This window comes from Aeromicrobium sp. UBA7512 (assembly GCF_002476985.1).
Classification (GTDB): Bacteria; Actinomycetota; Actinomycetes; order Propionibacteriales; family Nocardioidaceae; genus Aeromicrobium; species Aeromicrobium phoceense.
The window spans coordinates 106,378-128,184 of the sequence record NZ_DLNK01000007.1; the positions used below are offsets into that span (position 1 = coordinate 106,378).

A 21,807-nucleotide genomic window follows, 5' to 3' on the forward strand; every position below is an offset into this window, starting at 1 on the left:
ACGGCACGATGCGACCGGCCGTCAGGCGCGGCGCACCACCAGCTCGTCGGCGTCCGGCTCGCGGTCGACCAGGACCGTGTCGCCGTCGCGGACCTCGCCGGCGAGCAGCTCGCGGGCGAGCCGGTCGCCGATCGCCTGCTGCACCAGCCGGCGCAGCGGGCGGGCACCGTAGGCGGGGTCCCAGCCGGTGAGGGCGAGCCACTCCTTCGCCGCCGAGGTCACGTCGAGCGTGATCCGGCGCGGCGCCAGCCGCTGGCCCAGGGAGGCCAGCTGGAGGTCGACGATGTGCGTCAGGTCCTCCACCCCGAGGGCGTCGAACATGACGACCTCGTCGAGCCGGTTGAGGAACTCGGGCTTGAAGGACATCCGCACGACGTCCATGACCTTGTCGCGCTTGGCCGCGTCGTCGAGCGCCGGGTCGACCAGGAACGACGAGCCGAGGTTCGACGTGAGGATCAGGATGACGTTGCGGAAGTCCACCGTGCGGCCCTGGCCGTCGGTGAGCCGACCGTCGTCGAGCACCTGCAGCAGGACGTCGAAGACCTCAGGATGGGCCTTCTCGACCTCGTCGAGCAGCACCACCGAGTAGGGCCGGCGCCGCACCGCCTCGGTGAGCTGGCCGCCCTCGTCGTAGCCGACGTAGCCCGGAGGGGCACCGACGAGCCGGGCGACGGAGTGCTTCTCGCCGTACTCGCTCATGTCGATGCGCACGATCGCGCGCTCGTCGTCGAACAGGAAGTCCGCGAGCGACTTGGCCAGCTCGGTCTTGCCGACGCCGGTCGGGCCGAGGAACAGGAACGAGCCGGTGGGACGGTCGGGGTCGGAGACGTCCGCCCGCGCCCGGCGCACCGCGTCGGACACGGCGCGCACGGCGTCGCGCTGGCCGATGAGCCGCTTGCCGAGCTCGTCCTCCATGTGCAGGAGCTTCGCGGTCTCGCCCTCGAGCAGGCGCCCCGTGGGGATGCCGGTCCACGACGCCACGACCTCGGCGATGTCGTCGGAGCCGACCTCCTCGTGCACCATGCGGTCGTCCGCGACCGACGCCTCGGCGGCCTGGGCGTCGGCGAGCTGCTGCTCCATCTGCGGGATCTCGCCGTAGAGCAGGCGGCTGGCCGTGGCCATGTCGCCCTCGCGCTGGGCGCGGTCGGCGGCGATGCGCGCCTCGTCGATGCGCTCCTTGATCTCGCCGACGGCGTTGAGGCCCTGCTTCTCGGCCTCCCACCGCTGCTCGAGCGAGCGCAGCGTCTCCTGCTTGTCGGCCAGCTCTTGGCGGAGCTTGGCCAGGCGCTCCTGGCTCGCCTCGTCCTTCTCGTTCTCCAGGTGCAGCTCCTCCATCTTCAGGCGGTCCACGCCGCGGCGGAGCTCGTCGATCTCGACGGGGCTGGAGTCGATCTCCATCCGCAGCCGGCTGGACGCCTCGTCGATGAGGTCGATCGCCTTGTCGGGCAGCTGGCGGCCGGGGATGTAGCGGTGCGAGAGGCTCGCGGCGGCCACGAGGGCGGCGTCGGCGATCTCGACCTTGTGGTGGGCCTCGTACTTCTCCTTGAGGCCGCGCAGGATCGCGATCGTGTCCTCCACGCTCGGCTCGCCGACGTAGACCTGCTGGAAGCGGCGCTCCAGCGCGGGGTCCTTCTCGATCGACTCGCGGTACTCGTCGAGCGTGGTGGCGCCGATCATCCGCAGCTCGCCGCGGGCCAGCATCGGCTTGAGCATGTTGCCCGCGTCCATCGCGGAGTCGCCGGTGGCGCCGGCGCCCACGACGGTGTGCAGCTCGTCGATGAACGTGACGACCTGGCCGTTGCTCTCCTTGATCTCGGCGAGGACGGCCTTGAGCCGCTCCTCGAACTCGCCGCGGTACTTCGCGCCGGCGACCATCGCTCCGAGGTCGAGGCTGACGAGCCGGCGGCCGCGCAGCGACTCGGGCACGTCGCCGTCGATGATGCGCTGGGCGAGCCCCTCGACGACGGCGGTCTTGCCGACGCCGGGCTCGCCGATGAGCACGGGGTTGTTCTTCGTGCGGCGGCTGAGCACCTGGACGACGCGGCGGATCTCGGCGTCGCGGCCGATCACCGGGTCGAGCTTGCCCTCACGGGCGAGCGCGGTGAGGTCGATGCCGTACTTCTCCAGTGACTGGTACTGGTCCTCGGCGTCCTGGCTGGTGACGCGCGCGCCACCGCGCACGGCCTCGAAGGCCGCGGTCAGCGTCTCGGGCGTGGCACCCCGGGAGGCGAGCAGCTGCTGGGCCGGGCCCGCGACGGTGGCGATGCCCACGGCGAGGTGCTCGCTGGAGACGAACTCATCGCCCAGCTCGCCCGCGAGGTCGATCGCGCGCTGCAGCACCTCGTGGGTGGCGCGCGCCAGCTGCGGGTTGCCGACGGTGGAGCCGCTGGCGCTGGGGAGCCGGTCGATGACGGCCTCGAGCTCGGTCAGCACGGTCTGGGGATCAGCGCCGGCCGCCGTGAGCAGCGGCGCGGCGGTACCGCCCTGCTGGGTGAGCAGGGCTCGGAGCAGGTGCGCCGGCTCCACGGTGGGGTTGCCGGCGGCAGCGGCCTGCTGCATCGCGGCAGCGAGGGCCTGCTGGCTTCGCGTGGTGAGGTTGTTCAGGTCCATGTCAGTTTCAACATACCCAAAGTTGAGTCCATTCCACTCAACCCTGGGATTGGTCCTGTGATCTGGGCCAAAGCCGCGATCTGGGCCGAACGCACGCAGGCCCGCCCCTTCCGGGACGGGCCTGCGAGGTCGGACGGATCGCTACTCCTTGGCGGGAGTCTCCTTCGTCGCGGCAGCGGCCGCGGCGTCCTCCTCCGCGAGGATCTCGTCGCGTCGGGCGCCGGGCGTCCAGCCGGAGTCGACGACCTTGACCTGGTAGATCGAGGCCGCGACCACGAGCACCACGCCGATGAGGACGCACAGCACGATCCCCACGCCGGAGCCCGCCTGGAAGCTCGTGCCGAGCAGCGTGCCGAACCAGCCGAAGTCGGCGTCGCCGAAGGTGGAGTTGATGTCGCCGAGCGCGCCGAAGACCTGCAGCAGCAGCGCCGGCAGGATCGTGATGAGCACGCCGTTGACGAAGCCGCCCACGACGGCGCCCTTGCGTCCACCCGTGGCGTTGCCGTAGACGCCGGCACCGCCACCGGTGAAGAAGTGCGGCACCATGCCGGGCAGGATCAGCGCGAGGCCGAAGGCCGGCTCCAGCCACACGGCGATCAGCGCGAGCGTCACCAGACCGCCCACGAACGAGGCCAGGAAGCCGATCAGCACGGCGTTGGCGCCGAACGGGAAGACGATCGGGATGTCGAGCGCCGGCTTGGCACCGGGGACGACCTTCTCGGCGATGCCCTGGAAGGCGGGGACGAGCTCACCCAGCACGGTGCGGACGCCGTAGAGGATGATCGCGACGCCGACGCCGAACTGCAGCGCCTGGGCGAAGCCGGCCATGACCGCGGCACCCGCGTCGGCGGCGCCGAGCAGCTCCTTGGTGCTCTCGGGACTGGCGATCAGGCCCCAGATGACGAAGACCTCGTAGATGAGGACCATCGACAGCGCGGTGGCGACCATCGAGTCGCGCAGGAACTTCAGGCCCTGCGGGAAGTCGATCTCCTCGGTGGAGCGGCTCCTCTTGCCGACGGCCTGACCCGAGGCACCGGCGGCGATGTAGCCCAGCGTGCCGAAGTGGCCGATGGCCAGCGTGTCGTCACCGGTGATCTTGCGGGTCCACGGCTGCGCGAGCGCCGGCATGACCACCATGATCACGCCGAGCAGGAACGCGCCGACGAGGACGACCAGCCAGTCGTTCTTGCCGTCGAGGCCCACCGAGAGCACCACGGTCAGCATGAGCGCCATGAAGACCATGTGGTGACCGGTGAGGAAGATGTAGCGCAGCGGCGTGAAGCGGGCCAGTGCCAGCATCACGAGGAAGCCGAGCGTCAGGACGTAGGCGCTCTGCGCGCCGTACTGCTCGGCGGCCATCGCGGTGATGACCTCGTTCGTCGGGATGACGCCCTGGGCGCCGGTGACGTCGAGGATGATCTCGCCGAGGGGGGCCAGCGAGGCGATGACCACGTTCGCGCCGGCGCCGAGGATCAGGAAGCCGAGGGCCGCCTTGAGGCCGCCACCGATCACCTGTCCGCTGGAGCGCTTGAGCGCGATGAGGCCGACCGCCGTGATGATGCCGATCAGGTACGCCGGCACGTTGAGGATCTGCTGTCCGATGAAGTCGAGTACGTCGACCAACCAGTCCATGTCGTTCTCTTTCTAGGTTCCGTCGTCCGTCAGACGAGGGGGGTCAGCTTCGCCGTGATCTCGGCGACGTCCATGAAGTTGTCGATGACGATGACCTCCGCCGGCACGTCGCCGATCTCCGGCGCGAGCTCGGCCGAGGTCAGGACGATCTGGGCGGTGCGGGCGGCACCCTTGGCGGTGCCGATGTCGGCAGCCTCGACGTCGGCGTCCTTGCCGAGCGCACGGAGGGCCTTCTCGGCGTTCATCTTCAGCAGCACCGAGGTTCCGATGCCCATTCCGCACACGGCGACGATCTTCATGAGGTGGGCCCTTCGTTGGCAGTGGTGGGGGTCAGGAGTTCGAGGACACGCTCGGCGGAGTCCGCCTCGCGCAGCCGGTCCAGCAGTTCGGTGTCGCCGAGGACGGCGGCGAGGGCGGACATCAGACCGAGATGTCCGTCGTGGTCCAGCGCGGCCAGGGCGACGACGAGCCACACCGGGTCGTTCTTCTCATGGCCGAACTCGACGGGCTCGGCCAGCTGCAGCCAGCCCAGTCCGGCGCGCTGCACGGCGGGCGACGGGCGCGAGTGGGCCAGGGCGATGCCGGGAGCCAGCACGATGTAGGGGCCGAGCTTCTCGACCGTCTGGACCATCTCGTCGGTGTAGTCGTCGGTGGCCACGCCCACCGCGGTGAGCAGGGCACCGGCCTGCCGGACGGCGTCGCGCCAGTCCGAGGCCTGGGCACGGACCGCTATCGCATCCTTGGTGAGCTCGTCGTTGAGTGCCACGAACGCCCCCTTTCGTCCCCGGTGGGACGGCTGCTTGGAGCGTAACCCGCCCCGGGTGTCTTTTGCCTAACCCTAGGCATATGTCGGCGCGTCGCCGCCCGCGACCCCGGGGCGAAGGGTCAGGCGGGTCGCTGCAGGACGCGGAGGCTCTCGGTGTGACCGACCTCGACGAAGCCGTCGGCCAGCGCGCGCTCGTAGATGTGGAAGGGCGCCTGTCCGCCGTCGTTCGGGTCGGGGAACACGTCGTGGATCGCCAGGGCGCCGCCCGGACGCACCCACGGCGACCAGCCCGCGTAGTCGGCCTGCGCGGCCTCCTCGGTGTGGCCGCCGTCGATGAACACGAGGTCGGCGGGGGTGCGCCACCACGACGAGATCGTCGAGGAGCGGCCAATCATCGGCACGACGACGTCCTCGAGCTTCGCGGCCCACAGGGTGCGGCGCAGGACGGGGAGGGTGTCGAACGCACCCGTCTCGGGGTCGACCAGCGAGGCGTCGTGGTACTCCCAGCCGGCCTGGTGCTCCTCGGAGCCGCGGTGGTGGTCGATCGTCACGAGCGTCGCTCCGGACTCGCGGGCGACGTGGCCCAGATGCACCGTGGACTTGCCGCAGTAGGTGCCGATCTCGACGATGACTCCCCCGCGCGTGGCGACCTGCGCAGCCGCGGCGCGCAGGGCCGTCGCCTCGACGTCGGGGAGGAAGCCACGGACCTCGTCGGCGATGCGGGTCAGGTCCTCGGGGAGCGCGTTCACCCGCCGCACTCTACGACCTCCGAAGTGGGTGTGACGGAAGTGGCAAGAGGGACTCATTTTCTGACGTAGCATCGTCCGGTGACTCGACGCCCCTGGATCCTGACGGCCGCCGTCGCCGTCGCGGTGTCGTTGCTCGCAGCGCCTCACGCCACGGCCGACGAGGCAGCTCCGGTGGAGACCGTGCCCACCCCGGTCACCACGCCCGAGCCGACCGCTCCCGCGACGACTACCCCGACTTCCGGCACCGACCCCGGCGCCATCCAGGAGGGCGGCGAGGTCACGGTCCCGAACCCCGCCGCGCCGTCCCTCCGGAACCCGCGCGTCCTCGTGTTCGGCGACTCCTTCTCCGCCACGCGCCGCTACAGCGCCGGTGGCACGCGCACGCGCCCCAAGGCCTGGTGGGCGCACGTCGCCGACGCGGCGGGCCTGCCGGCATCGGAGGTCATGGTGAGCGCCGAGGGCGGCAGCGGCCTCCTCGCCCGCGGCCACGGCGAGCGGCTCGAGGCGTGCACCGGCACCACGTTCGGCGAGCGGCTGACCGACCTCGCCACCACGGACCCGGACCTCGTGATCGTCGAGGTCGGCCGCAACGACGTCCACCGCTGCCGCGCCGGCGTCCGCGTCCCGGCCACCGCGGCCGAGCGACGCGCCGCCGCCGACGCGTACTTCGCGACGCTCGCCCGGCTGGCCGACCGCCAGGGCATCCCCCGCTCCTTCGTCTACGTCATGACCCCGTGGGGCTCGTCGGGCGGCGCGGGCAAGATCGCCACGGCGACGCAGTACGAGGCGCTGGCCAAGGTGCGCGGCTTCACGTGGATCGCCCTCCCGTCGCTCGTCCGCAGCCAGACAATCGACGCGATCCACCCCACCGCCGCCGGCGCGAGCACGCTGGCCGCGTGGGCGATGCGGGGCTCCGACCTGACCGCTGCGATCCGCTCGCGGGGCACGCGGCACGGGGCCGTCCCGAGCCACGCGCTGGCCCAGTGCACCGGCGTCAGCGCCTGCCGTCGCGCCGGGGTCTCGACCCGGCGTCACGACACCGTCACGCGCCGGATCTGGGGCGCGGCGAAGGGCACTCCGACCCACTACGTCGCCCACCGCTTGAGCACGGGTGGCCGCCGGTCCGCGCCGGTGCTGACCACCACCTCGCCGCGGTCGTGGCGCACCGCAGCCCTGAAGGAGCGGGCCGCCACGCAGGTCGCGGAGGCCCGGCCGGGCGACATCGCCTGGTGGCTCGCCGCACCCAGCGGGGCCGGCTCGCCGTCGCAGGGCCACCTGGCCGTCGTCGAGAGCGTCGCGAGCAACAACTCCTACGTGGTCGTCACCGAGCTCACGAGCCGGGGCACCTTCCGCTCGGTCCGGTACGCGGGCACGTCGTACCCCCGCGCCTTCCTGCGCTTCGCCGGCACCGACGGCAGCCCGCGCGGCGTCGTCACCGGCCTGAGCGCCAAGCGCGGCTCCGTGGCCGTCCGCGGCCGCGCAGTGGACACCGACGCGGAGACCAAGGGCGTGCAGATCCGCGTCAAGGTCACGCAGGGCCGTCGCACGTGGACCCGCACGGCCACCCGCACGAAGCTCGGCTTCTTCCACCGCTTCTCGGTGCCGGGCCTGCGCAAGGGCGCCGCGGTCGTCAAGGTCACCGCCCTCGACGCGCCCGGCACGCGCGGCACCACCCGCACCCTGCGGACCAGCCGCGTCACCGTGCGCTGAGCCCGCCGCGAGCGGCACGCAAGGGCGAACCTGCCACCAGTGCTGTCACAATCACGTGACGCACGCCACAATCAGTCCATGACCTTGCAGCGTGACGTCGACGTCCTCATCGTCGGAGCCGGCCTCTCCGGCATCAACATGGCCTACCGGATCCAGCAGGCCTGCCCCGGGCTGACCTACGCGATCGTCGAGCGACGCGACCGGATCGGCGGGACGTGGGACCTGTTCCGCTACCCCGGCGTCCGTTCCGACTCCGACTTCTTCACCCTCGCGTTCCCGTTCCGCCCGTGGCGCGGCAAGGACGCGATCGTCGACGGCGACCAGATCCTGGAGTACCTCGAGGACACGGCCCGCGAGGCCGGCATCGACCGCCACATCGCCTTCGGCCGGCGCGTGGACTCGGCCGACTGGTCGTCGGTGGACTCCCGCTGGAGCGTGGAGGCGAGCGGCCCCGAGGGCCCCGAAACCTGGTCGGCGCGGTTCGTCGTGGCGTGCACGGGCTACTACGACTACGACTCCCCCTACGATCCTGGCTTCGCCGGCGTGGAGGACTTCGACGGCACGCTGGTGCACCCGCAGTTCTGGCCCGAGGACCTCGACCACACCGGGAAGCGGGTCGTCGTGATCGGCAGCGGCGCGACCGCCGTGACGATCGTGCCCGCGATGGCCGAGACCGCCGAGCACGTCACGATGCTGCAGCGCACCCCGAGCTACCTCCTGGCCCAGCCGAAGGGCGACCCGATCGCCGACGTCGTGCGGAGGATCGCGCCCCCCACCGTGGCCCACCACGTGGTGCGCACCAAGAACATGCTGCTGCAGTGGGCGCTCTTCCAGGCGTGCCAGCGTGCGCCGAAGGCCATGCGCTCACTGCTGCTCAAGGGCGTCGCGCACGGCACCGGCTCGGCCGAGATCGCCGAGCAGCACTTCAACCCGCCGTACGACCCGTGGGACCAGCGCCTGTGCGTCACCCCGCAGGGCGACATCTTCGCCGCCATCAAGGCCGGCCGGGCGTCGGTGACCACCGCGCGGATCGACCGCTTCGTCCCCGAGGGCGTCCGGCTCGAGGACGGCACGGTGCTCCCGGCCGACATCGTGGTCACCGCGACGGGCCTGTCCATCAAGATCCTCGGCGGCGCGAAGGTGAGCGTCGACGGTGAGCCGCGCGACCCCTCCGACTCGTTCGCCTACCACGGCACGATGCTCACCGGGCTGCCGAACCTGGCCTTCTGCGTGGGCTACATCAACCTGTCGTGGACGATGCGGTCGGACCTGACGTCCCGCCTCGTCGCCAAGGTGCTGCGGCGCCTCGTCGACTCCGGGGCGAGCTCGGTGGTGCCGGAGTTCACCGGCTCGGGCCCGACGGCGCCACTGATGGACATGCAGTCGGGCTACCTGCAGCGCGGCGCCCACCTGATGCCCCGGGCGACGGACTCCTACCCGTGGTCGTTCCGCCAGAACTTCCTCGTCGACTCCTGGTCGACGAACCGCGCCGACCTCGACGACGGGCTGGTGTGGACCGCCCCCGACCGCGCGGAGGCCCCGGCGTGAAGGCGGTCAGCGTCCACGAGGGCGAGCTGACGGTCGTCGACCTGCCGACCCCCGAGCCCGGACCCGGGCAGGTGCTCGTGGCCGTGACGCGCTCGGGGATCTGCGGCTCCGACCTGCACGCGCGCGTCCATGCCGACGCGAGCGCCGACGTGGCCGTCGAGGTCGACTACGACCGCTTCATGCGGCGCGCGCACCACGTCGTGATGGGTCACGAGTTCACCGGCACGGTGGTCGCCTACGGGCCGAAGTGCCGCAAGCGCTGGCCCGTCGGCACGCCCGTGGTGGCGCTGCCCGTCCTCAAGCGCGACGGGCAGGTCGACATGACCGGACTGTCCGAGCAGGCGCCCGGCGGGTACGCCGAGTACGTCCTCGCGCAGGAGGCGATGACCTTCGAGGTCCCGGCCGGTGCCGACCCCGACCAGGTCGCCATGACCGAGCCGCTCGCGGTGGCCCACCACGCCGTGAACCGCAGCGAGATCCGCAAGCGTGAGGTCGCGCTGGTGATCGGCTGCGGCCCGATCGGCCTGGCGGTGATCCTCATGCTGAAGGCCGCTGGCGTGAGGACCGTCGTCGCGAGCGACTACTCACCGGGCCGCCGCGCCCTCGCGCAGCGCTGCGGCGCCGACGTCGTCGTGGACCCGGCGGTCCAGTCGCCGTGGGAGGCCTACTCCCGCCCGGCGACCCACCTGAGCTCCGCCCCCGACTACTTCGGCCAGGGCATCGACGCGATGCGGATGCTGCGCCGCGTCCGCCTCGTGCCGTGGAAGCGCGTGATGAAGGTGGCCGAGCGCGCGGGCCAGACGCCGCGCGGCCCGGTGGTCTTCGAGTGCGTCGGCGTGCCCGGCGTGATCGAGGACCTCGTCACCCACGCGCCGATCCGCTCGCGCATCATCGTCGTGGGTGTCTGCATGGAGCCCGACACGTTCCGCCCGACGATGGCCGTCAACAAGGAGCTCGATCTGCGGTTCGTGTTCTGCTACCAGCCGCACGAGTTCCACGAGACGCTCGAGATGATCACCGACGGCCGCGTCGACCCCACCCCGCTGCACACCGGCACGGTCGGCCTCGACGGCGTCGCGCAGGCCTTCGACGACCTCGCCGACCCCGAGCGGCACGCGAAGATCCTCATCGATCCGACGAGGTGACCGATTTCCCGTCACGACCGGCCGCGCACCGACGGAGACGGCGCTCGAGTGGCTCGCTGAGGAAGATCCCGACGCTCGTGCAGACCAGCAGCGCATCGGAGAGGAGTTCGGCGCCCAAGATGTCCGCGGTCACGACCATGAGGAGCAACGCCCCCAGGACGGCGCGGAGGCTCCACGCCAAGGCTTCCTCGCCGCGGTTGGGACGGAGCGCGATCGCCAGCAGGACCGCCATCACGGCGATCGCCCAAGCCGTCTGGTCGAGCCACACCAGGAACCCGGCCGTCAGCCCGAGGGACACGAGCAGCGCGGTCAGTCCCCACTCCCGCACGGATGTGCGGGAACTCCCGCCGACCGACTGCTCCACGCATGCAGGATCGCAGCGCGAGTGACCCTGTGTCAGGCCTATCCGAGGACTGGGCTCAGCGGCCCATGAAGCCGGCGGCGGGGGTGGCGCCGGTGAGGGCGTCGTGGGCGAGCAGGGCGGTGCCGGCGGTCCAGGTGGACTGCTCGACGGGCCAGCGCTTGCCGTCGTTGTAGACCAGGCCGGTCCACCAGGCGCCGTCGGGATCGCGCAGGTGCTGGATGTCGTCGTAGAGCGACGTGGCCGCGTCGAGGCGGCCGGCGCGCACGAGGGCCAGGACCAGCTCGAGCGTCTCGCCGCCGGTGACCCACGGGTTCACGGTGACACAGCGCGTGCCGAACTCGGGCACGACGAACTCGTCCCAGCGCTCGTCGATCCGGGCCGCCGCGGCCGCGCCGTCGAGGACGCCCGTCATCACCGGGTAGTACCAGTCCATCGAGAAGCGCGGCTTGGGCGTGAACAGCTCGGGCCGGTGGGTGAGGGCGTCGGCGATGCCGTCGGCGGCATGCTCCCAGTGCGGGCGCGGGTGGCCCCAGCGCTCGGCGAGCCGGGCGGCGCACCGCAGGCTGAACACGATGCTGGCGTTGCCGGTGACGAGGCACTCGCCGGCGACCTTGCCGTCGATGCCGCGCGCCCAGGCCACCGGACCGTTCCCGACCTGGAGCTCGAGCACCACGTCGACCGCGCGCTCGAGCATCTCGAAGAAGCCACGACCATCGACGCCCAGCAGCTCGAGGTGCCACAGTCCGGTGGCCACGTACGCGCAGTAGTTCGCGTCGGTCTCGGGCTCCTCGACGCCGTCGTCGTCGGCGCCGGGCCAGTACTTGCGGCCCCAGGAGCCGTCAGGTCGCTGCGCGTGCCGAAGCCAGTCGTAGCCCGCGACGGCCTCGTCGACGAGGCCCGCCGTGGCCAGCCCCATCGCGGCCTGCACGTGGTCCCACGGGTCGAGGTGACCGCCCTCGAACCACGGGATCGCACCGCTGGTGAGCTGGACGGACGCGATCCACTTCCCGGTCTGCTCGGCCTCGGTGGGCGTCACCGCGCCACCACGACGCCGAGTGGCGCATTCCGGGTCGCGAGTGGGGCGCGCGCTGCGGCGGCGTGCATCAGAACGGCTTCTGGAAGTACAGCGCGACGCTCTTGCCGAGCACCGGGTTGAGGGCCTTCTCGGCCCACCGCGTGGTGCGCGGGGCTTTCATCATGTCCCACACCAGCAGCTGGTGGTAGCCGCGCACGAGGGGGTGCTGGTCGCGCTCGACGCCGACCGCGCACTTGATCCACCAGTACGGCGCGTGCAGGGCGTGCGCGTGGTGCTGGTGCGTGAACGTCAGCCCCGTCGCCTCGACCTTGCCGCGCAGCTCGTCGGCCTTGTAGATCCGGATGTGGCCACCCTCGTTGGCGTGGTACTCGTCCGAGAGCGCCCAGCAGACCGCCTCGGGCATCCAGCGCGGCACGGTGACGGCGAGGATGCCGCCGGGCGCAAGGATGCGCTCAAGCTCGCTGATGGCCTGCACGTCCTCGGGCACGTGCTCGAGGATCTCCGAGGCCAGGACGACGTCGAACGAGCCGTCCTCGTAGGGCATGTCCAGGATCGTGCCGACCTTGATCTCGCCGCTGCCGCCGGGTGGGACCTCGCCCTCGAGCGCCATCGCGCCGAACATGTCCTCGACGCCCTTCAGCTCGACCTCGTCCATGTCGAAGGCGGTGACGTGCGCGCCGCGGCGCAGCGCCTCGTAGGAGTGACGGCCGGCGCCCGCGCCCACGTCGATGAATCGCGTGCCGCGACCCACCCGGAGTCGGTCGAAGTCAACGGTCAGCATGGGGGTTCCTTCCGTCCCGGGACTGGCGAGCACGGTGATCGCCGATCACCTTCTCATAGGCCTGTGTGGTGGCTCGGGCCACCGCGAGCCAGCTGAAGCGCTCGATCGCCCGGCGGCGGGCGACCGAGGAGAGTCGCTCGCGCTCGGCGGGGTCGTCCAGCAGCCGGCCGATCTGCGTCACGAGCTGCTCGACGTCGCCCGGCTCGACGAGCACGCCCGCGTCGCCGACCACCTCGGGCAGGGCGCCGGCGGCACTGGCCACGAGCGGCGTGCCGCACGACATGGCCTCGACCGCGGGCAGGCTGAAGCCCTCGTAGAGCGAGGGCACGACCATGACCTGCGCCGAGGAGATCAGCGCGGCCAGCTCCTCGTCGGAGATGCCGCTGTGCACCGTGACGGTGCCGGCGAGGTCGCCGCGGTGGATGCGGTGGTACGCGGTGCCCTCCGGATCGAGGTTGGACACCAGCTGCACGTCGATGTCGCGATCGGTGCTGAGCTTCGCGGCCGCGTCGAGGAAGTGCGAGAGGCCCTTCAGCGGGGAGTCGGCGCTGGCGACCACGACGAGCCGCCCGGGCACCCGCTCGTCCGACGGGCTGAACAGGTCGGTGTCGACGCCGAGCGGCACGACGGTCATCTGCTCGGGCCGCAGCCGGAAGTCGGCCACGGTGTCGCCGGCGGAGGCCGACGAGACGCCCAGGATCGTGCGGATCCGGCGCGCCACGAACGCCTGCATCCGCACGAACGCGTACCAGCGGCGCGTCGTGATCTGCTTGCGCAGCGGGGCGGCGGCGATGTCGAGCGCGCGGTCGCGGCTGATCGGGTGGTGGATCGTGGCCAGGAACGGCTGACGCCGGTTGATCGAGAGCAGCCCGAAGCCGAGCGACTGGTTGTCGTGCACGACGTCGAAGCCCGACAGGTCGAGGCGGCGCGCGCGGAGGCTGAAGGTGAGCGGCTCGGGGAACGCCGCCGTGAGCATCTGCAGGTACTCGAGGACGTCGATCCAGTCGCGGAACTCGCGCAGCCTCGGCGTCCGGAAAGGGTCGTCGTCACGGTAGAGGTCGAGGCTCGGCACCTTCTCCAGGCGCACGGACTGGTGCAGGTCCTCCGGGTACGGCTGGCCCGAGAAGATCGTCACCTCGTGCCCGAGGTCGGCCAGTCCGGCGCTGAGGTTGCGCACGTAGACGCCCTGCCCACCGCTGTGCTGCTTGCTGCGGTACGACAACAGTGCAATCCGCACGCGGCCTCCTCGGGTACTCGTGGGTAACCCATTGTGCCGGGTCGGACGGCGGTCGGCTCAGGGGGCGCTGATCTGCACGCTGCGCAGCTCCACCTCGCGCGCCGCGCGGAGCGTGGCGTGGACCTCCGCGAGGAGGTCCGTCTCGCGCACCAGGTCCGCCACCAGACCCGCATTCGCCCGGGACCGCACGTGCACCTCGTAGGTGAGGTCGCGGGCGGGCTCGCCGCGGCCGCCGTACTCGGACTCGACCACCACCTCGACCGTCCCGATCTCGATGCCACGCCGCCCGGCCTCGCGGTGGAGGTCGTTGAGGAAGCACGTCGCGAGCGCCGCGGCGAGCAGCTCGCCGCCGTTCACGGCCGAGCCCGGACCGCCGTCGCGAGCCGGCAGGTCGAGTGTCGTGGTCCGTCCGTCGGTCGCGACGGTCACCTCGTGACGACCCGGCTCGTGGTGCACGGTCGCGGTGATCCTCACCCTTCGATCGTGCGCCCGCCGCGGGTCACCTGACAACCCCGGCGGCCGGGGTCAGTACCCCAGGAAGTGATCGCGCTTGATCCGCCGCACCTTGCCCCGCAGGCTCCGCGAGACGGCGTCGACGAAGTCCGGTCGGCCGGACACCAGCGCCGTGCGCGCGGACAGGTCGGGGACGAGCTCGGCGATGGCGTCCCCGTCGACCTGCTCCACCGGCAGCCGCACGACCCGGGCGCCCGAGGCCTCGAGCTCGGCGACGTAGGGCTGGTCCTCACGCTCCCCCAGGACGACGACCACGTCGCGGCTGGGGTGGGCGGCGAGCTGGCTCAGGAACGGCGTGACGCCGATGCCCGCACCGACCAGGAGGACCGGACCGGACGCCGGCCACACGAAGTCGCCGTGGACCGCGGTCACGCGCATCCGGTCGCCGGGGGTCGCGGCGGCCAGCGCGCGCTTGAACGAGGAGCCGGGCTCGGGATGCCGCGTCGCGACCACGACCTCGGATCCGGGGGCGGACACCACGCTGAACATGCGGCGCCGGCCTCGGGTGTCGACGCGTCCGTGCGGCACGTCGAGCTCGACGTACTGGCCCGGCCGGAACCGCAGCGGGCGATCGGCCGCGAAGACGTACTCCACGACGTCGTCCCCGAGGCGCCGGCGCTCACGCAGGGTCAGGGTCCGCGAGCCCTGCCGCAGTGCGAAGGCCACGAGTCCGGTGACGACGAGCGTCAGCTCGTACGTGCTGGTGAAGGGCTCGGTCGTCCACGGCTCGCCGAAGATCCGCGAGGTGAGCAGGGGCCACGTGAAGAGGAAGCCGGCGAGGGCGGCGACGCCGAGCTGCTGCCGCCGACGCGGCGGCAGGGTGAGCGGCTCGCTGAGCATGAAGCCGCCGAAGAACACGATGGGCGTCGAGTAGAGCGTGAACCGGACGGCCTCCTCGAGGCCGGCGCCGACGCCGACCTGCCACCAGATCGTGACGGCCACGGCGACCACGGCGAAGACGGCACCGAGCGCGAGCCGGCGGGTTCGGTACAGCACCACGACCGCACCCACCAGGACGAACCAGAACAGCGACTCGCTGGCCACCCACCAGCCCGTGAACGGGATCGGCCAGTCCGTGAACCAGCCGAGCAGGACCGACAGCACCACGCCGGCGGCGGCCGGGTTCACGAGGTGACGCCCCCGCCAGGCGATGAGGTACTTCGACACCTGCGCCAGCGCGGCGACGAGCGCGAGCCAGGCGAGCTGCTCGGCGTGGGTGGAGGGCCAGTACAGGAACCACAGGATCAGCGCGGTGACGACCGACGACTCGAGATGGGGCTGGGCGCCGACGAGCCGTCCGACGACGAGGTTCACCACCACCGACGTCGCCACCATCACCGCCAGGGTGAGCAGCAGCGCGTCGACCGGGAAGATGTCGGAGTCGAGCACGCCGAGGGCCGACTGCACCACGGCGACGACGGCCAGCGCGAGCAGCACGACGGTGACGAGCCGGTACATCGTGAACCGGCCCAGCTGGCGATCCAGGAACGTCATGCGAACACCTCTCCGGGCAGCCCGTGGGCCACCAGTCGCCGGTCACGGTCGAGGGCCGCCCACCAGTGCCCGGTGCCGGACAGGTCGGAGGCGAAGAAGGCGGCGGTGGCCAGCCCGTCGGCCCACGCCGCGTCGGGCCCGCCGGCCCAGGCCGCCACCACGTCGCGGGTCGGCGTTCCGGACCGGGCGTCGAGCACGTGGTGCAGGTCGTCGGACCAGCGCCTCCGGTTGCTGGCCGATCCGCAGATCGAGTCGCCGTCCGGCACCTCCACGACGGCGATCGCGAGCTCGGCGTCGTCGGGGTCCTCCAGCGCCACGCGCAGCACCCCTCCCGACCGGTTCACCAGGTCGCCGCTGGCGTCAACGACGCACGGCTGGTCGATCATCCCAGCGATCTCGCCGGCGATCCAGCCCTTGCCGACGGCGCCGATGTCGAGGACGACCGGGCCGGGTACGCGCAGCACCGTGCCGACGAGCTCGCAGTCGGCCCACGAGGGCACGCGCACCGGGTCGCCGGAGGGAGTCAGGGTGTAGCCGGCGCCGTAGCCGAGCTGCTCCAGCGCCCCGCCGACGAGCTCGCAGTCGGCCCACGAGGGCACGCGCACCGGGTCGCCGGAGGGAGTCAGGGTGTAGCCGGCGCCGTAGCCGAGCTGCTCCAGCGCCCCGCCGACGAGCGGGCTGACGGCACCTGAGGTCAGCGCGAACAGGCGGTCGTAGACGGCCAGGATGGCCGGGGCGTCGGGGCCGAGGTCGACCTCGCGTTCGGTGCGCAGGGCGTTGGCGGCCGAACCGACGCGGAACCGCGACCACGTCCGATCGAACGAGTCGATGCGGGCCGTGATCGCGGTTCGCAGTCCGGGGGCGATCGGGTCGGGGGTCCCGATCGACCACGCGGTTCCGATGGCGTCGAAACGCCAGTCGGAGTTCATGGGGTCAGGCCTGAGCCTGGCCGATGATCTGGTCGATGGCGTCGTTGAAGCCGCCGCTGGTCAGCGACGATCCGGACACCTTGTCGACGTCCAGATCGGTGATCTTGCGGCCCTCGACCTGGGCGTCGATGCCGCTCTCGAACTTGCCCTGGAACTGCTCGGAGTTGCCGCCCTCGGCGTTGCCGTCGGCGTCGAGCTCGGTGATCGTGCCGTCGGCGGCGAGGGTGACCTCGACGTCGATCGACTGGGTCTGGCCGTCAGGGGTCGTGTAGGAGCCCGTGGCCTCGTACTCGCCCGGCGTGAAGGCGGCGGCGCCGGCCGGGGCCGACGCGGCGGGCTCGGATGCGGACGGCGTGGTGGCCGAGGGAGTCTTGCTGCTCGAGGACGCGTCGTCCTCGGCGGCGTCGCTGCCACAGGCGGCGAGGGTCAGCAGGGCGGTGGAGGCGGCGAGGGCGGCGTACGTGCGTCGCTTCGTCGGGTTCATGGGGCTCCTGGGTCGGTACACGAAATGGTTTCTCGTTCAACCGTCGTGCGTCCAACGTAGGCGAACCCGTCGCGGATCACTACCTCCGGGGGGCTCCCGTGGACGACCCACAGGGACTTCTCAGGTGGGCACCGGCCTAGTCGAGGCAGAACTCGTTGCCCTCGGGGTCGCGCATGACGAGGAAGCCCGCCTCCATCGGCGGCTCGGGCTCGAACCGCCGCACGCGCTCGGCCCCCCGGGCCACGAGCCGCTCGGCGGCGGCCTCCAGCGCCGCCATCCGCTCGTCGCCCTGCAGGCCCGGTGCGGCGCGGACGTCGAGGTGGACCCGGTTCTTGGCGGTCTTGCCCTCGGGCACCTGCTGGAAGAACACGCGGGGCCGCGAGCCGTCAGGGTCCTCGATGGCCGCCCGGGCACGGCGCTGGTCCTCGGGCACGCCGACCCGCTCGAGGAAGTCGTCCCACGCGGCCCAGGGATCGTCGCCGGGCTCGAGCTGGGCGTCGGGCGGACCCGGCACCTCGTAGCCGAGTGCGTCGGCCCAGAACTCGGCCAGGAGACGGGTGTCGCGGGCGTCGAAGGTGATCTGCACGTCGAGGCTCATGAGGGGCTCCGTTCCGGTGGTCCTGCTCCCATCCTGTCCCCGCCGGGCGACAGAATCGACCCCGTGACGCTCTTCCATCTCGTTCCCGCCGCGCACTGGCTCCCGGCCGAGGGCCGCCGGGTGTACGAGCCCGCCTCGCTGGCCTCCGAGGGGTTCGTGCACCTGTCCACCGGCGACCAGGTCGCCGGCACCGCCGCACGGTCCTTCCCCGGCGTCCCCGACCTGCTGCTGCTCGAGGTCGAGATCCCGCAGGACGACCCGCGCCTGCGGTGGGAACCGAGCGCCGGCCCCCGCGGCGTGGAGGAGTTCCCGCACTATCACGGCGCGCTGCCGCTGGCCTACGTCACGGGCTGGTCCAGATGGCGGTCGGGTGCGGAACCGTTGGGCCCGGAGTCTTAGGCTTGCCTCATGACTGTGGACAGGAAGGTGCGCGTCGCCGTCGTCGGCGCCGGCCCCGCTGGCGTGTACGCGGCCGACATCCTCACCAAGACCGAGGGCCTCGACGTGACCGTCGACATCCTCGACCGCGACCCGACCCCGTTCGGCCTGATTCGCTACGGCGTGGCACCCGACCACCCGCGGATCAAGGAGATCATCAAGGCGCTCAAGCGCGTGATGGCGAACGAGGACATCCGGTTCTTCGGCAACGTGAACTTCGGCACCGACATCAAGCTCGAGGACCTCAAGGGGTTCTACGACGCCGTCGTGTTCGCCACCGGCGCGCGCCGCGACCGTGAGCTCTCGATCCCGGGTGTCGACCTCGACGGCTCCTACGGTGCCGCCGACTTCGTCTACTGGTACGACGGCCACCCCGACGCCCCGCGCGACTGGGACTTCCAGCCGCACGCCAAGCAGGTCGCCGTCCTCGGCGTCGGCAACGTCGGCCTCGACGTCGCGCGCATCCTGGCCAAGACGGCCGACGAGCTGCTCGTCACCGAGATCCCCGACAACGTCTACGAGGGCCTCAAGAACAACGCCACCACCGACGTGCACGTGTTCGCGCGTCGCGGCCCGGCCCAGGTGAAGTTCACGCCGATGGAGCTGCGCGAGCTGAGCCACTCCCCCACGATCGACGTCGTCGTGCACCCCGAGGGCTACGAGTTCGACCACGGCTCGATGGAGGCGCTCGCCGCCGCGAAGAGCCAGAAGCTCGTCGTGAAGGTGCTGGGCGACTACCTGGCTAAGGAGCCGTCGGGCGCGCCCCACCGGATCCACATCCACTTCTGCCAGAACCCGGTCGAGATCCTCGGCGAGGACGGCCGCGTCGTCGGCCTGCGCACCGAGATCACCGAGCTCGACGGCACCGGCAACGTGCGCGGCACCGGCGAGTTCAAGGACTGGCCCGTCCAGGCCGTGTACCGCGCGATCGGCTACTACTCCGACAACCTGCCGGGCCTGCCGTTCGACTCGAACGGCGGCGTCCTGCCGAACGACGGCGGCCACGTGCTCGACATCGACGGCTCGCCGATCGAGGGCGTCTACGCCACCGGCTGGATCAAGCGCGGCCCCGTCGGCCTGATCGGCCACACGAAGTCCGACGCCGCCCAGACGGTCAAGATGCTCGTCGAGGACCTGCCGCAGCTGCCCGCGCCGGAGTTCGCCGACCGCGAGGCCTTCGACCGCCACCTCGACAGCCGCGGCGTGGAGTACACGACGTGGGAGGGCTGGGAGAAGCTCGACGCCCACGAGATGTCCCTCGGCGAGGGCGACACCCACCCGCGCGAGCGCAAGAAGGTCGTCCCGCGCGACGAGATGGTCGGCATCGCGCGCGGTTGAGGTTCGACGTCGAGATCACGTGGTCTCGATACGCCGCTCGCTGCGCTCGCGAGCTACTCGACCACCGGGCCGGCTCGGTGATCGAGTGCCGCGGCGAGCGCCAGCGAGCTCGCGGTCTATCGAGATCAGGATGACCGGGCTCGGTGATCGAGTGCCGCGGCGAGCGCCAGCGAGCTCGCGTGGGGGCACCTCCCGCTTGCGGGGGAGTATCGAGATCACACGCTCCTAGACTCGGACCATGAGCCGACTGCTGCTGATGCGCCACGGCAAGGCCGCGTTCCCCGACGGGGTCGAGGACTTCGAGCGACCCCTGGCCGACCGCGGGCGGCGGGAGGCGGCGCTGGCGGGCGAGTGGATCCGTGAGCACGTGGGCACGGTCGACGTCGTGCTGTGCTCCACCTCCACCCGCACGCGCGAGACCCTCGCCGCCACCGGGCTCGAGGCCCCCGCGCGCTTCCTCGACGAGATCTACGAGGGCTGGACCAGGAGCCTGCTCGAGGCGATCCAGTCCGTCGACGACGCCGCGTCCACCGTGCTGCTGGTGGGCCACGCCCCCGGCACCCCGGGCCTGGCCGCGCGGCTCGCGGGCGAGGACTCCGACCCGGATGCCCTGCACACCGTGCGTGCCGGCTTCCCCACCTCGGCCATCGCCGTCCTCGACGTCGCAGGTCCCTGGGCCGCGCTCGAGGTCGGCACCGCCACGCTGACCGACGTCGTCATCCCGCGCTGACGGCGGCCTGCGCGGCCAGGGCTTCGGCCAGCATCGACCGGCCGAACCAGTCGGGCACGACGGCACGGGTGTCACGGGGCGCCTCGATCTCGACCTGCCGCGCCCGCATCGCCTGCTCCCACGAGACGTCGCCGCGCCACACGTGCGTCAGCGTGCGCAGCGTCGCCCGCACCGTGGCCGAGACCTCGTAGCCCGGGTCGTAGTCGCAGGCGTCCACCACACCGCCCGACACGACGAGCCACCACCGGCGCGCCCGCTCCAGGTCGGTGAACTCCACCGCCACGCACGTGCGCCCGGGCGGCCAGGCGGCACTCGGGACCGTGCGGCGGACGTCCCACATCAGCAGGTGCGGGTCGAGGTCCTCGTCGCCGAAGTCCTCGATCCACCGCAGCCCCCACACGCCCAGGCTCATCACGGCCGTGTGCAGGTCGCGGCCGCACTCGGTCAGCCGGTAGCCGGACGCGTCGTGCTCGATGATCCCGTGGCGCTCGAGCGCCTGGAGCCGCTTGGACAGCAGCGCCGGGGACATCCGCGGCACCCCACGCCGCAGCTCGTTGAAGCGCGTGCTGCCCAGCAGGAGCTCGCGCACGATCAGGATCGTCCAGCGCTCGTCGAGGATCTCCATCGCCTTCGCGAGTGGGCAGAACTGGCCGTAGGAGGTCGCCATGGGTCTTCCCCTTCGTCCCGACCATCGTGCGCCTCGCCGGCCTCCCGGCGCCACCGCCCGATCGGACGGTACAGAAACGGAACTGGTATCACCGCGGGGCCCGGGCGGACTCTGGGTGGAGGAACACCACACGAAGGAAGATCCATGGGAACCACCGACACCACCGCCACCGACGCGGTGCAGCAGGACACCGAGCTGAAGAACAAGCACCGCCGCATGTGGGGGCTGGGCGACTACCCGCGGGTCGCACGCGAGATCGTCTCGCCGCTGGGCGCCGTTCTCGTGGACGCGCTGGACGTGAATCCCGTCGAGCGGGTCCTCGACGTCGCCGCCGGCACCGGGAGCGCCGCGGTCCGCGCGGCACGGCGGGGCGCGACCGTGGTCGCCTCCGACCTCACCCCCGGCCTGCTCGAGGCAGGCCGGACCGAGCACCCCGACGTCGACCTCACGTGGGACGTGGCGGACGCCGAGGCACTGCCCTACGGGGACGACGCCTTCGACGTCGTCATGTCGTGCATCGGCGTGATGTTCGCGCCGCACCACCAGCAGGCCGCCGACGAGCTGGTGCGCACGTGCCGCCCGGGCGGCCGCATCGGCATCGTCTCCTGGACGCCGGAGGGCACGATCGGCCAGCTCTTCGCCACGATGAAGCAGTACGTGCCGCCGCCCCCGCCCGGCGCCTCACCGCCGCCGCTGTGGGGGAACGAGGAGCACGTGCGGGCACTGCTCGGCGACCGGGTCGGCGACGTGCAGGTGCGCCGGCAGACGCTGCCGGTCATCCACTTCGGGGACGGCGAGCAGTTCCGTGACTACTTTGCGGCCCACTACGGCCCGACCATCGCGGCCTTCGCCGCCCACACCGACGACCCGGAGCGGACCGCCGCCCTGGAGCGCGACCTGGCCGCCCTGGGCGAACGCGAGGGCTCCCGCTCGGAGGAGGGCTTCACGATGCAGTGGGAGTACCTGCTCCTCACGGCCGAGGTGCGCTGAGCTCGGACGGCGCACCCGGACAGAGGACGGCCCCAGGATCTCCCTCCG

General features: G+C 71.9%; 22 protein-coding genes. 7 read left to right on the forward strand and 15 right to left on the reverse strand.

Annotated elements, in window-relative coordinates; genetic code table 11:
* Nucleotides 1-21: 21 nt before the first annotated feature.
* From clpB to B2363_RS11495, 5 genes are all read right to left on the reverse strand, one after another.
* Nucleotides 22-2,610 (reverse strand): ATP-dependent chaperone ClpB, encoded by a 2,589-nt coding sequence (gene clpB / locus B2363_RS11475; protein ID WP_286930313.1) that lies wholly within the window; start codon nucleotides 2,608-2,610, stop codon nucleotides 22-24.
* 141 nt (nucleotides 2,611-2,751) lie between these two features.
* Nucleotides 2,752-4,242, reverse strand: a complete 1,491-nt coding sequence (locus B2363_RS11480) for a PTS ascorbate transporter subunit IIC (RefSeq protein ID WP_181754108.1) — start codon at nucleotides 4,240-4,242, stop codon at nucleotides 2,752-2,754.
* Nucleotides 4,243-4,271: 29 nt separating this feature from the next.
* Nucleotides 4,272-4,541: a PTS sugar transporter subunit IIB gene (locus B2363_RS11485; protein ID WP_181754106.1), complete on the reverse strand. Its 270-nt coding sequence runs from the start codon at nucleotides 4,539-4,541 to the stop codon at nucleotides 4,272-4,274.
* Nucleotides 4,538-5,008: a PTS sugar transporter subunit IIA gene (locus B2363_RS11490; protein ID WP_286930318.1), complete on the reverse strand. Its 471-nt coding sequence runs from the start codon at nucleotides 5,006-5,008 to the stop codon at nucleotides 4,538-4,540. The genes B2363_RS11485 and B2363_RS11490 overlap by 4 nt, the downstream gene beginning before the upstream one ends.
* Nucleotides 5,009-5,127: 119 nt before the next feature.
* Nucleotides 5,128-5,757 (reverse strand): class I SAM-dependent methyltransferase, encoded by a 630-nt coding sequence (locus tag B2363_RS11495; protein WP_286930320.1) that lies wholly within the window; start codon nucleotides 5,755-5,757, stop codon nucleotides 5,128-5,130.
* A 78-nt stretch (nucleotides 5,758-5,835) separates the two neighbouring features.
* Here B2363_RS11495 and B2363_RS11500 point away from each other — a divergent pair, with 78 nt between their 5' ends.
* The 3 genes from B2363_RS11500 to B2363_RS11510 all read left to right on the forward strand — a co-directional run bounded on the left by B2363_RS11500 (nucleotide 5,836) and on the right by B2363_RS11510 (nucleotide 10,160).
* Nucleotides 5,836-7,467 (forward strand): GDSL-type esterase/lipase family protein, encoded by a 1,632-nt coding sequence (locus tag B2363_RS11500; RefSeq protein WP_286930322.1) that lies wholly within the window; start codon nucleotides 5,836-5,838, stop codon nucleotides 7,465-7,467.
* Between the two features lie 78 nt (nucleotides 7,468-7,545).
* Nucleotides 7,546-9,015 carry a flavin-containing monooxygenase gene (locus B2363_RS11505; protein ID WP_286930325.1) on the forward strand — a complete coding sequence of 490 codons (1,470 nt, stop codon included), beginning with the start codon at nucleotides 7,546-7,548 and terminating at the stop codon, nucleotides 9,013-9,015.
* Nucleotides 9,012-10,160 carry a zinc-binding dehydrogenase gene (locus tag B2363_RS11510; RefSeq protein ID WP_181754097.1) on the forward strand — a complete coding sequence of 383 codons (1,149 nt, stop codon included), beginning with the start codon at nucleotides 9,012-9,014 and terminating at the stop codon, nucleotides 10,158-10,160. The genes B2363_RS11505 and B2363_RS11510 overlap by 4 nt, the downstream gene beginning before the upstream one ends.
* Here B2363_RS11510 and B2363_RS11515 read toward each other — a convergent pair.
* The 9 genes from B2363_RS11515 to B2363_RS11555 form a co-directional block, all read right to left on the reverse strand.
* On the reverse strand, nucleotides 10,141-10,524 hold the full coding sequence (locus B2363_RS11515) for a hypothetical protein (RefSeq protein ID WP_181754095.1): 384 nt from the start codon (nucleotides 10,522-10,524) through the stop codon (nucleotides 10,141-10,143). The genes B2363_RS11510 and B2363_RS11515 overlap by 20 nt on opposite strands.
* A gap of 55 nt (nucleotides 10,525-10,579) precedes the next feature.
* A complete protein-coding gene (locus B2363_RS11520; protein ID WP_181754093.1) occupies nucleotides 10,580-11,560 on the reverse strand; it encodes a prenyltransferase in 981 nt (326 codons plus the stop codon).
* Between the two features lie 67 nt (nucleotides 11,561-11,627).
* Nucleotides 11,628-12,341: a class I SAM-dependent methyltransferase gene (locus tag B2363_RS11525; RefSeq protein WP_181754091.1), complete on the reverse strand. Its 714-nt coding sequence runs from the start codon at nucleotides 12,339-12,341 to the stop codon at nucleotides 11,628-11,630.
* A complete protein-coding gene (locus B2363_RS11530) occupies nucleotides 12,328-13,578 on the reverse strand; it encodes a glycosyltransferase family 4 protein (protein ID WP_286930331.1) in 1,251 nt (416 codons plus the stop codon). The genes B2363_RS11525 and B2363_RS11530 overlap by 14 nt, the downstream gene beginning before the upstream one ends.
* A 57-nt stretch (nucleotides 13,579-13,635) precedes the next feature.
* A complete protein-coding gene (locus tag B2363_RS11535) occupies nucleotides 13,636-14,052 on the reverse strand; it encodes an OsmC family protein (protein ID WP_286930333.1) in 417 nt (138 codons plus the stop codon).
* 51 nt (nucleotides 14,053-14,103) lie between these two features.
* Nucleotides 14,104-15,585, reverse strand: coding sequence for an FAD-dependent oxidoreductase (locus tag B2363_RS11540; protein WP_286930335.1), 1,482 nt, complete (start codon nucleotides 15,583-15,585; stop codon nucleotides 14,104-14,106).
* Entirely contained in the window at nucleotides 15,582-16,514 is a 933-nt protein-coding gene (locus B2363_RS11545; protein WP_286930337.1) for an FAD:protein FMN transferase, read from the reverse strand. The genes B2363_RS11540 and B2363_RS11545 overlap by 4 nt, the downstream gene beginning before the upstream one ends.
* A gap of 4 nt (nucleotides 16,515-16,518) precedes the next feature.
* Complete coding sequence (locus B2363_RS11550) at nucleotides 16,519-16,998, reverse strand: FMN-binding protein (RefSeq protein WP_181754077.1); 480 nt, start codon at nucleotides 16,996-16,998, stop codon at nucleotides 16,519-16,521.
* 136 nt (nucleotides 16,999-17,134) lie between these two features.
* A complete protein-coding gene (locus B2363_RS11555) occupies nucleotides 17,135-17,596 on the reverse strand; it encodes a VOC family protein (RefSeq protein ID WP_286930341.1) in 462 nt (153 codons plus the stop codon).
* 63 nt (nucleotides 17,597-17,659) lie between these two features.
* Here B2363_RS11555 and B2363_RS11560 point away from each other — a divergent pair, with 63 nt between their 5' ends.
* The 3 genes from B2363_RS11560 (at nucleotide 17,660) to B2363_RS11570 (ending at nucleotide 20,102) form a co-directional block, all read left to right on the forward strand.
* Nucleotides 17,660-17,995: a DUF952 domain-containing protein gene (locus tag B2363_RS11560; RefSeq protein ID WP_286930343.1), complete on the forward strand. Its 336-nt coding sequence runs from the start codon at nucleotides 17,660-17,662 to the stop codon at nucleotides 17,993-17,995.
* 9 nt (nucleotides 17,996-18,004) lie between these two features.
* Nucleotides 18,005-19,372, forward strand: a complete 1,368-nt coding sequence (locus tag B2363_RS11565) for an FAD-dependent oxidoreductase (protein ID WP_286930345.1) — start codon at nucleotides 18,005-18,007, stop codon at nucleotides 19,370-19,372.
* Nucleotides 19,373-19,610: 238 nt separating this feature from the next.
* Nucleotides 19,611-20,102, forward strand: a complete 492-nt coding sequence (locus B2363_RS11570; RefSeq protein WP_286930348.1) for a SixA phosphatase family protein — start codon at nucleotides 19,611-19,613, stop codon at nucleotides 20,100-20,102.
* Here the strand turns inward: B2363_RS11570 and B2363_RS11575 are convergent.
* The gene (locus B2363_RS11575) at nucleotides 20,089-20,769 is read right to left on the reverse strand and encodes a winged helix-turn-helix transcriptional regulator (protein WP_286930350.1); all 681 of its coding nucleotides are present in this window, start codon (nucleotides 20,767-20,769) and stop codon (nucleotides 20,089-20,091) included. The genes B2363_RS11570 and B2363_RS11575 overlap by 14 nt on opposite strands.
* Nucleotides 20,770-20,913: 144 nt before the next feature.
* Here B2363_RS11575 and B2363_RS11580 point away from each other — a divergent pair, with 144 nt between their 5' ends.
* Nucleotides 20,914-21,759, forward strand: a complete 846-nt coding sequence (locus tag B2363_RS11580) for a class I SAM-dependent methyltransferase (RefSeq protein ID WP_286930352.1) — start codon at nucleotides 20,914-20,916, stop codon at nucleotides 21,757-21,759.
* Nucleotides 21,760-21,807 lie beyond the last annotated feature (48 nt).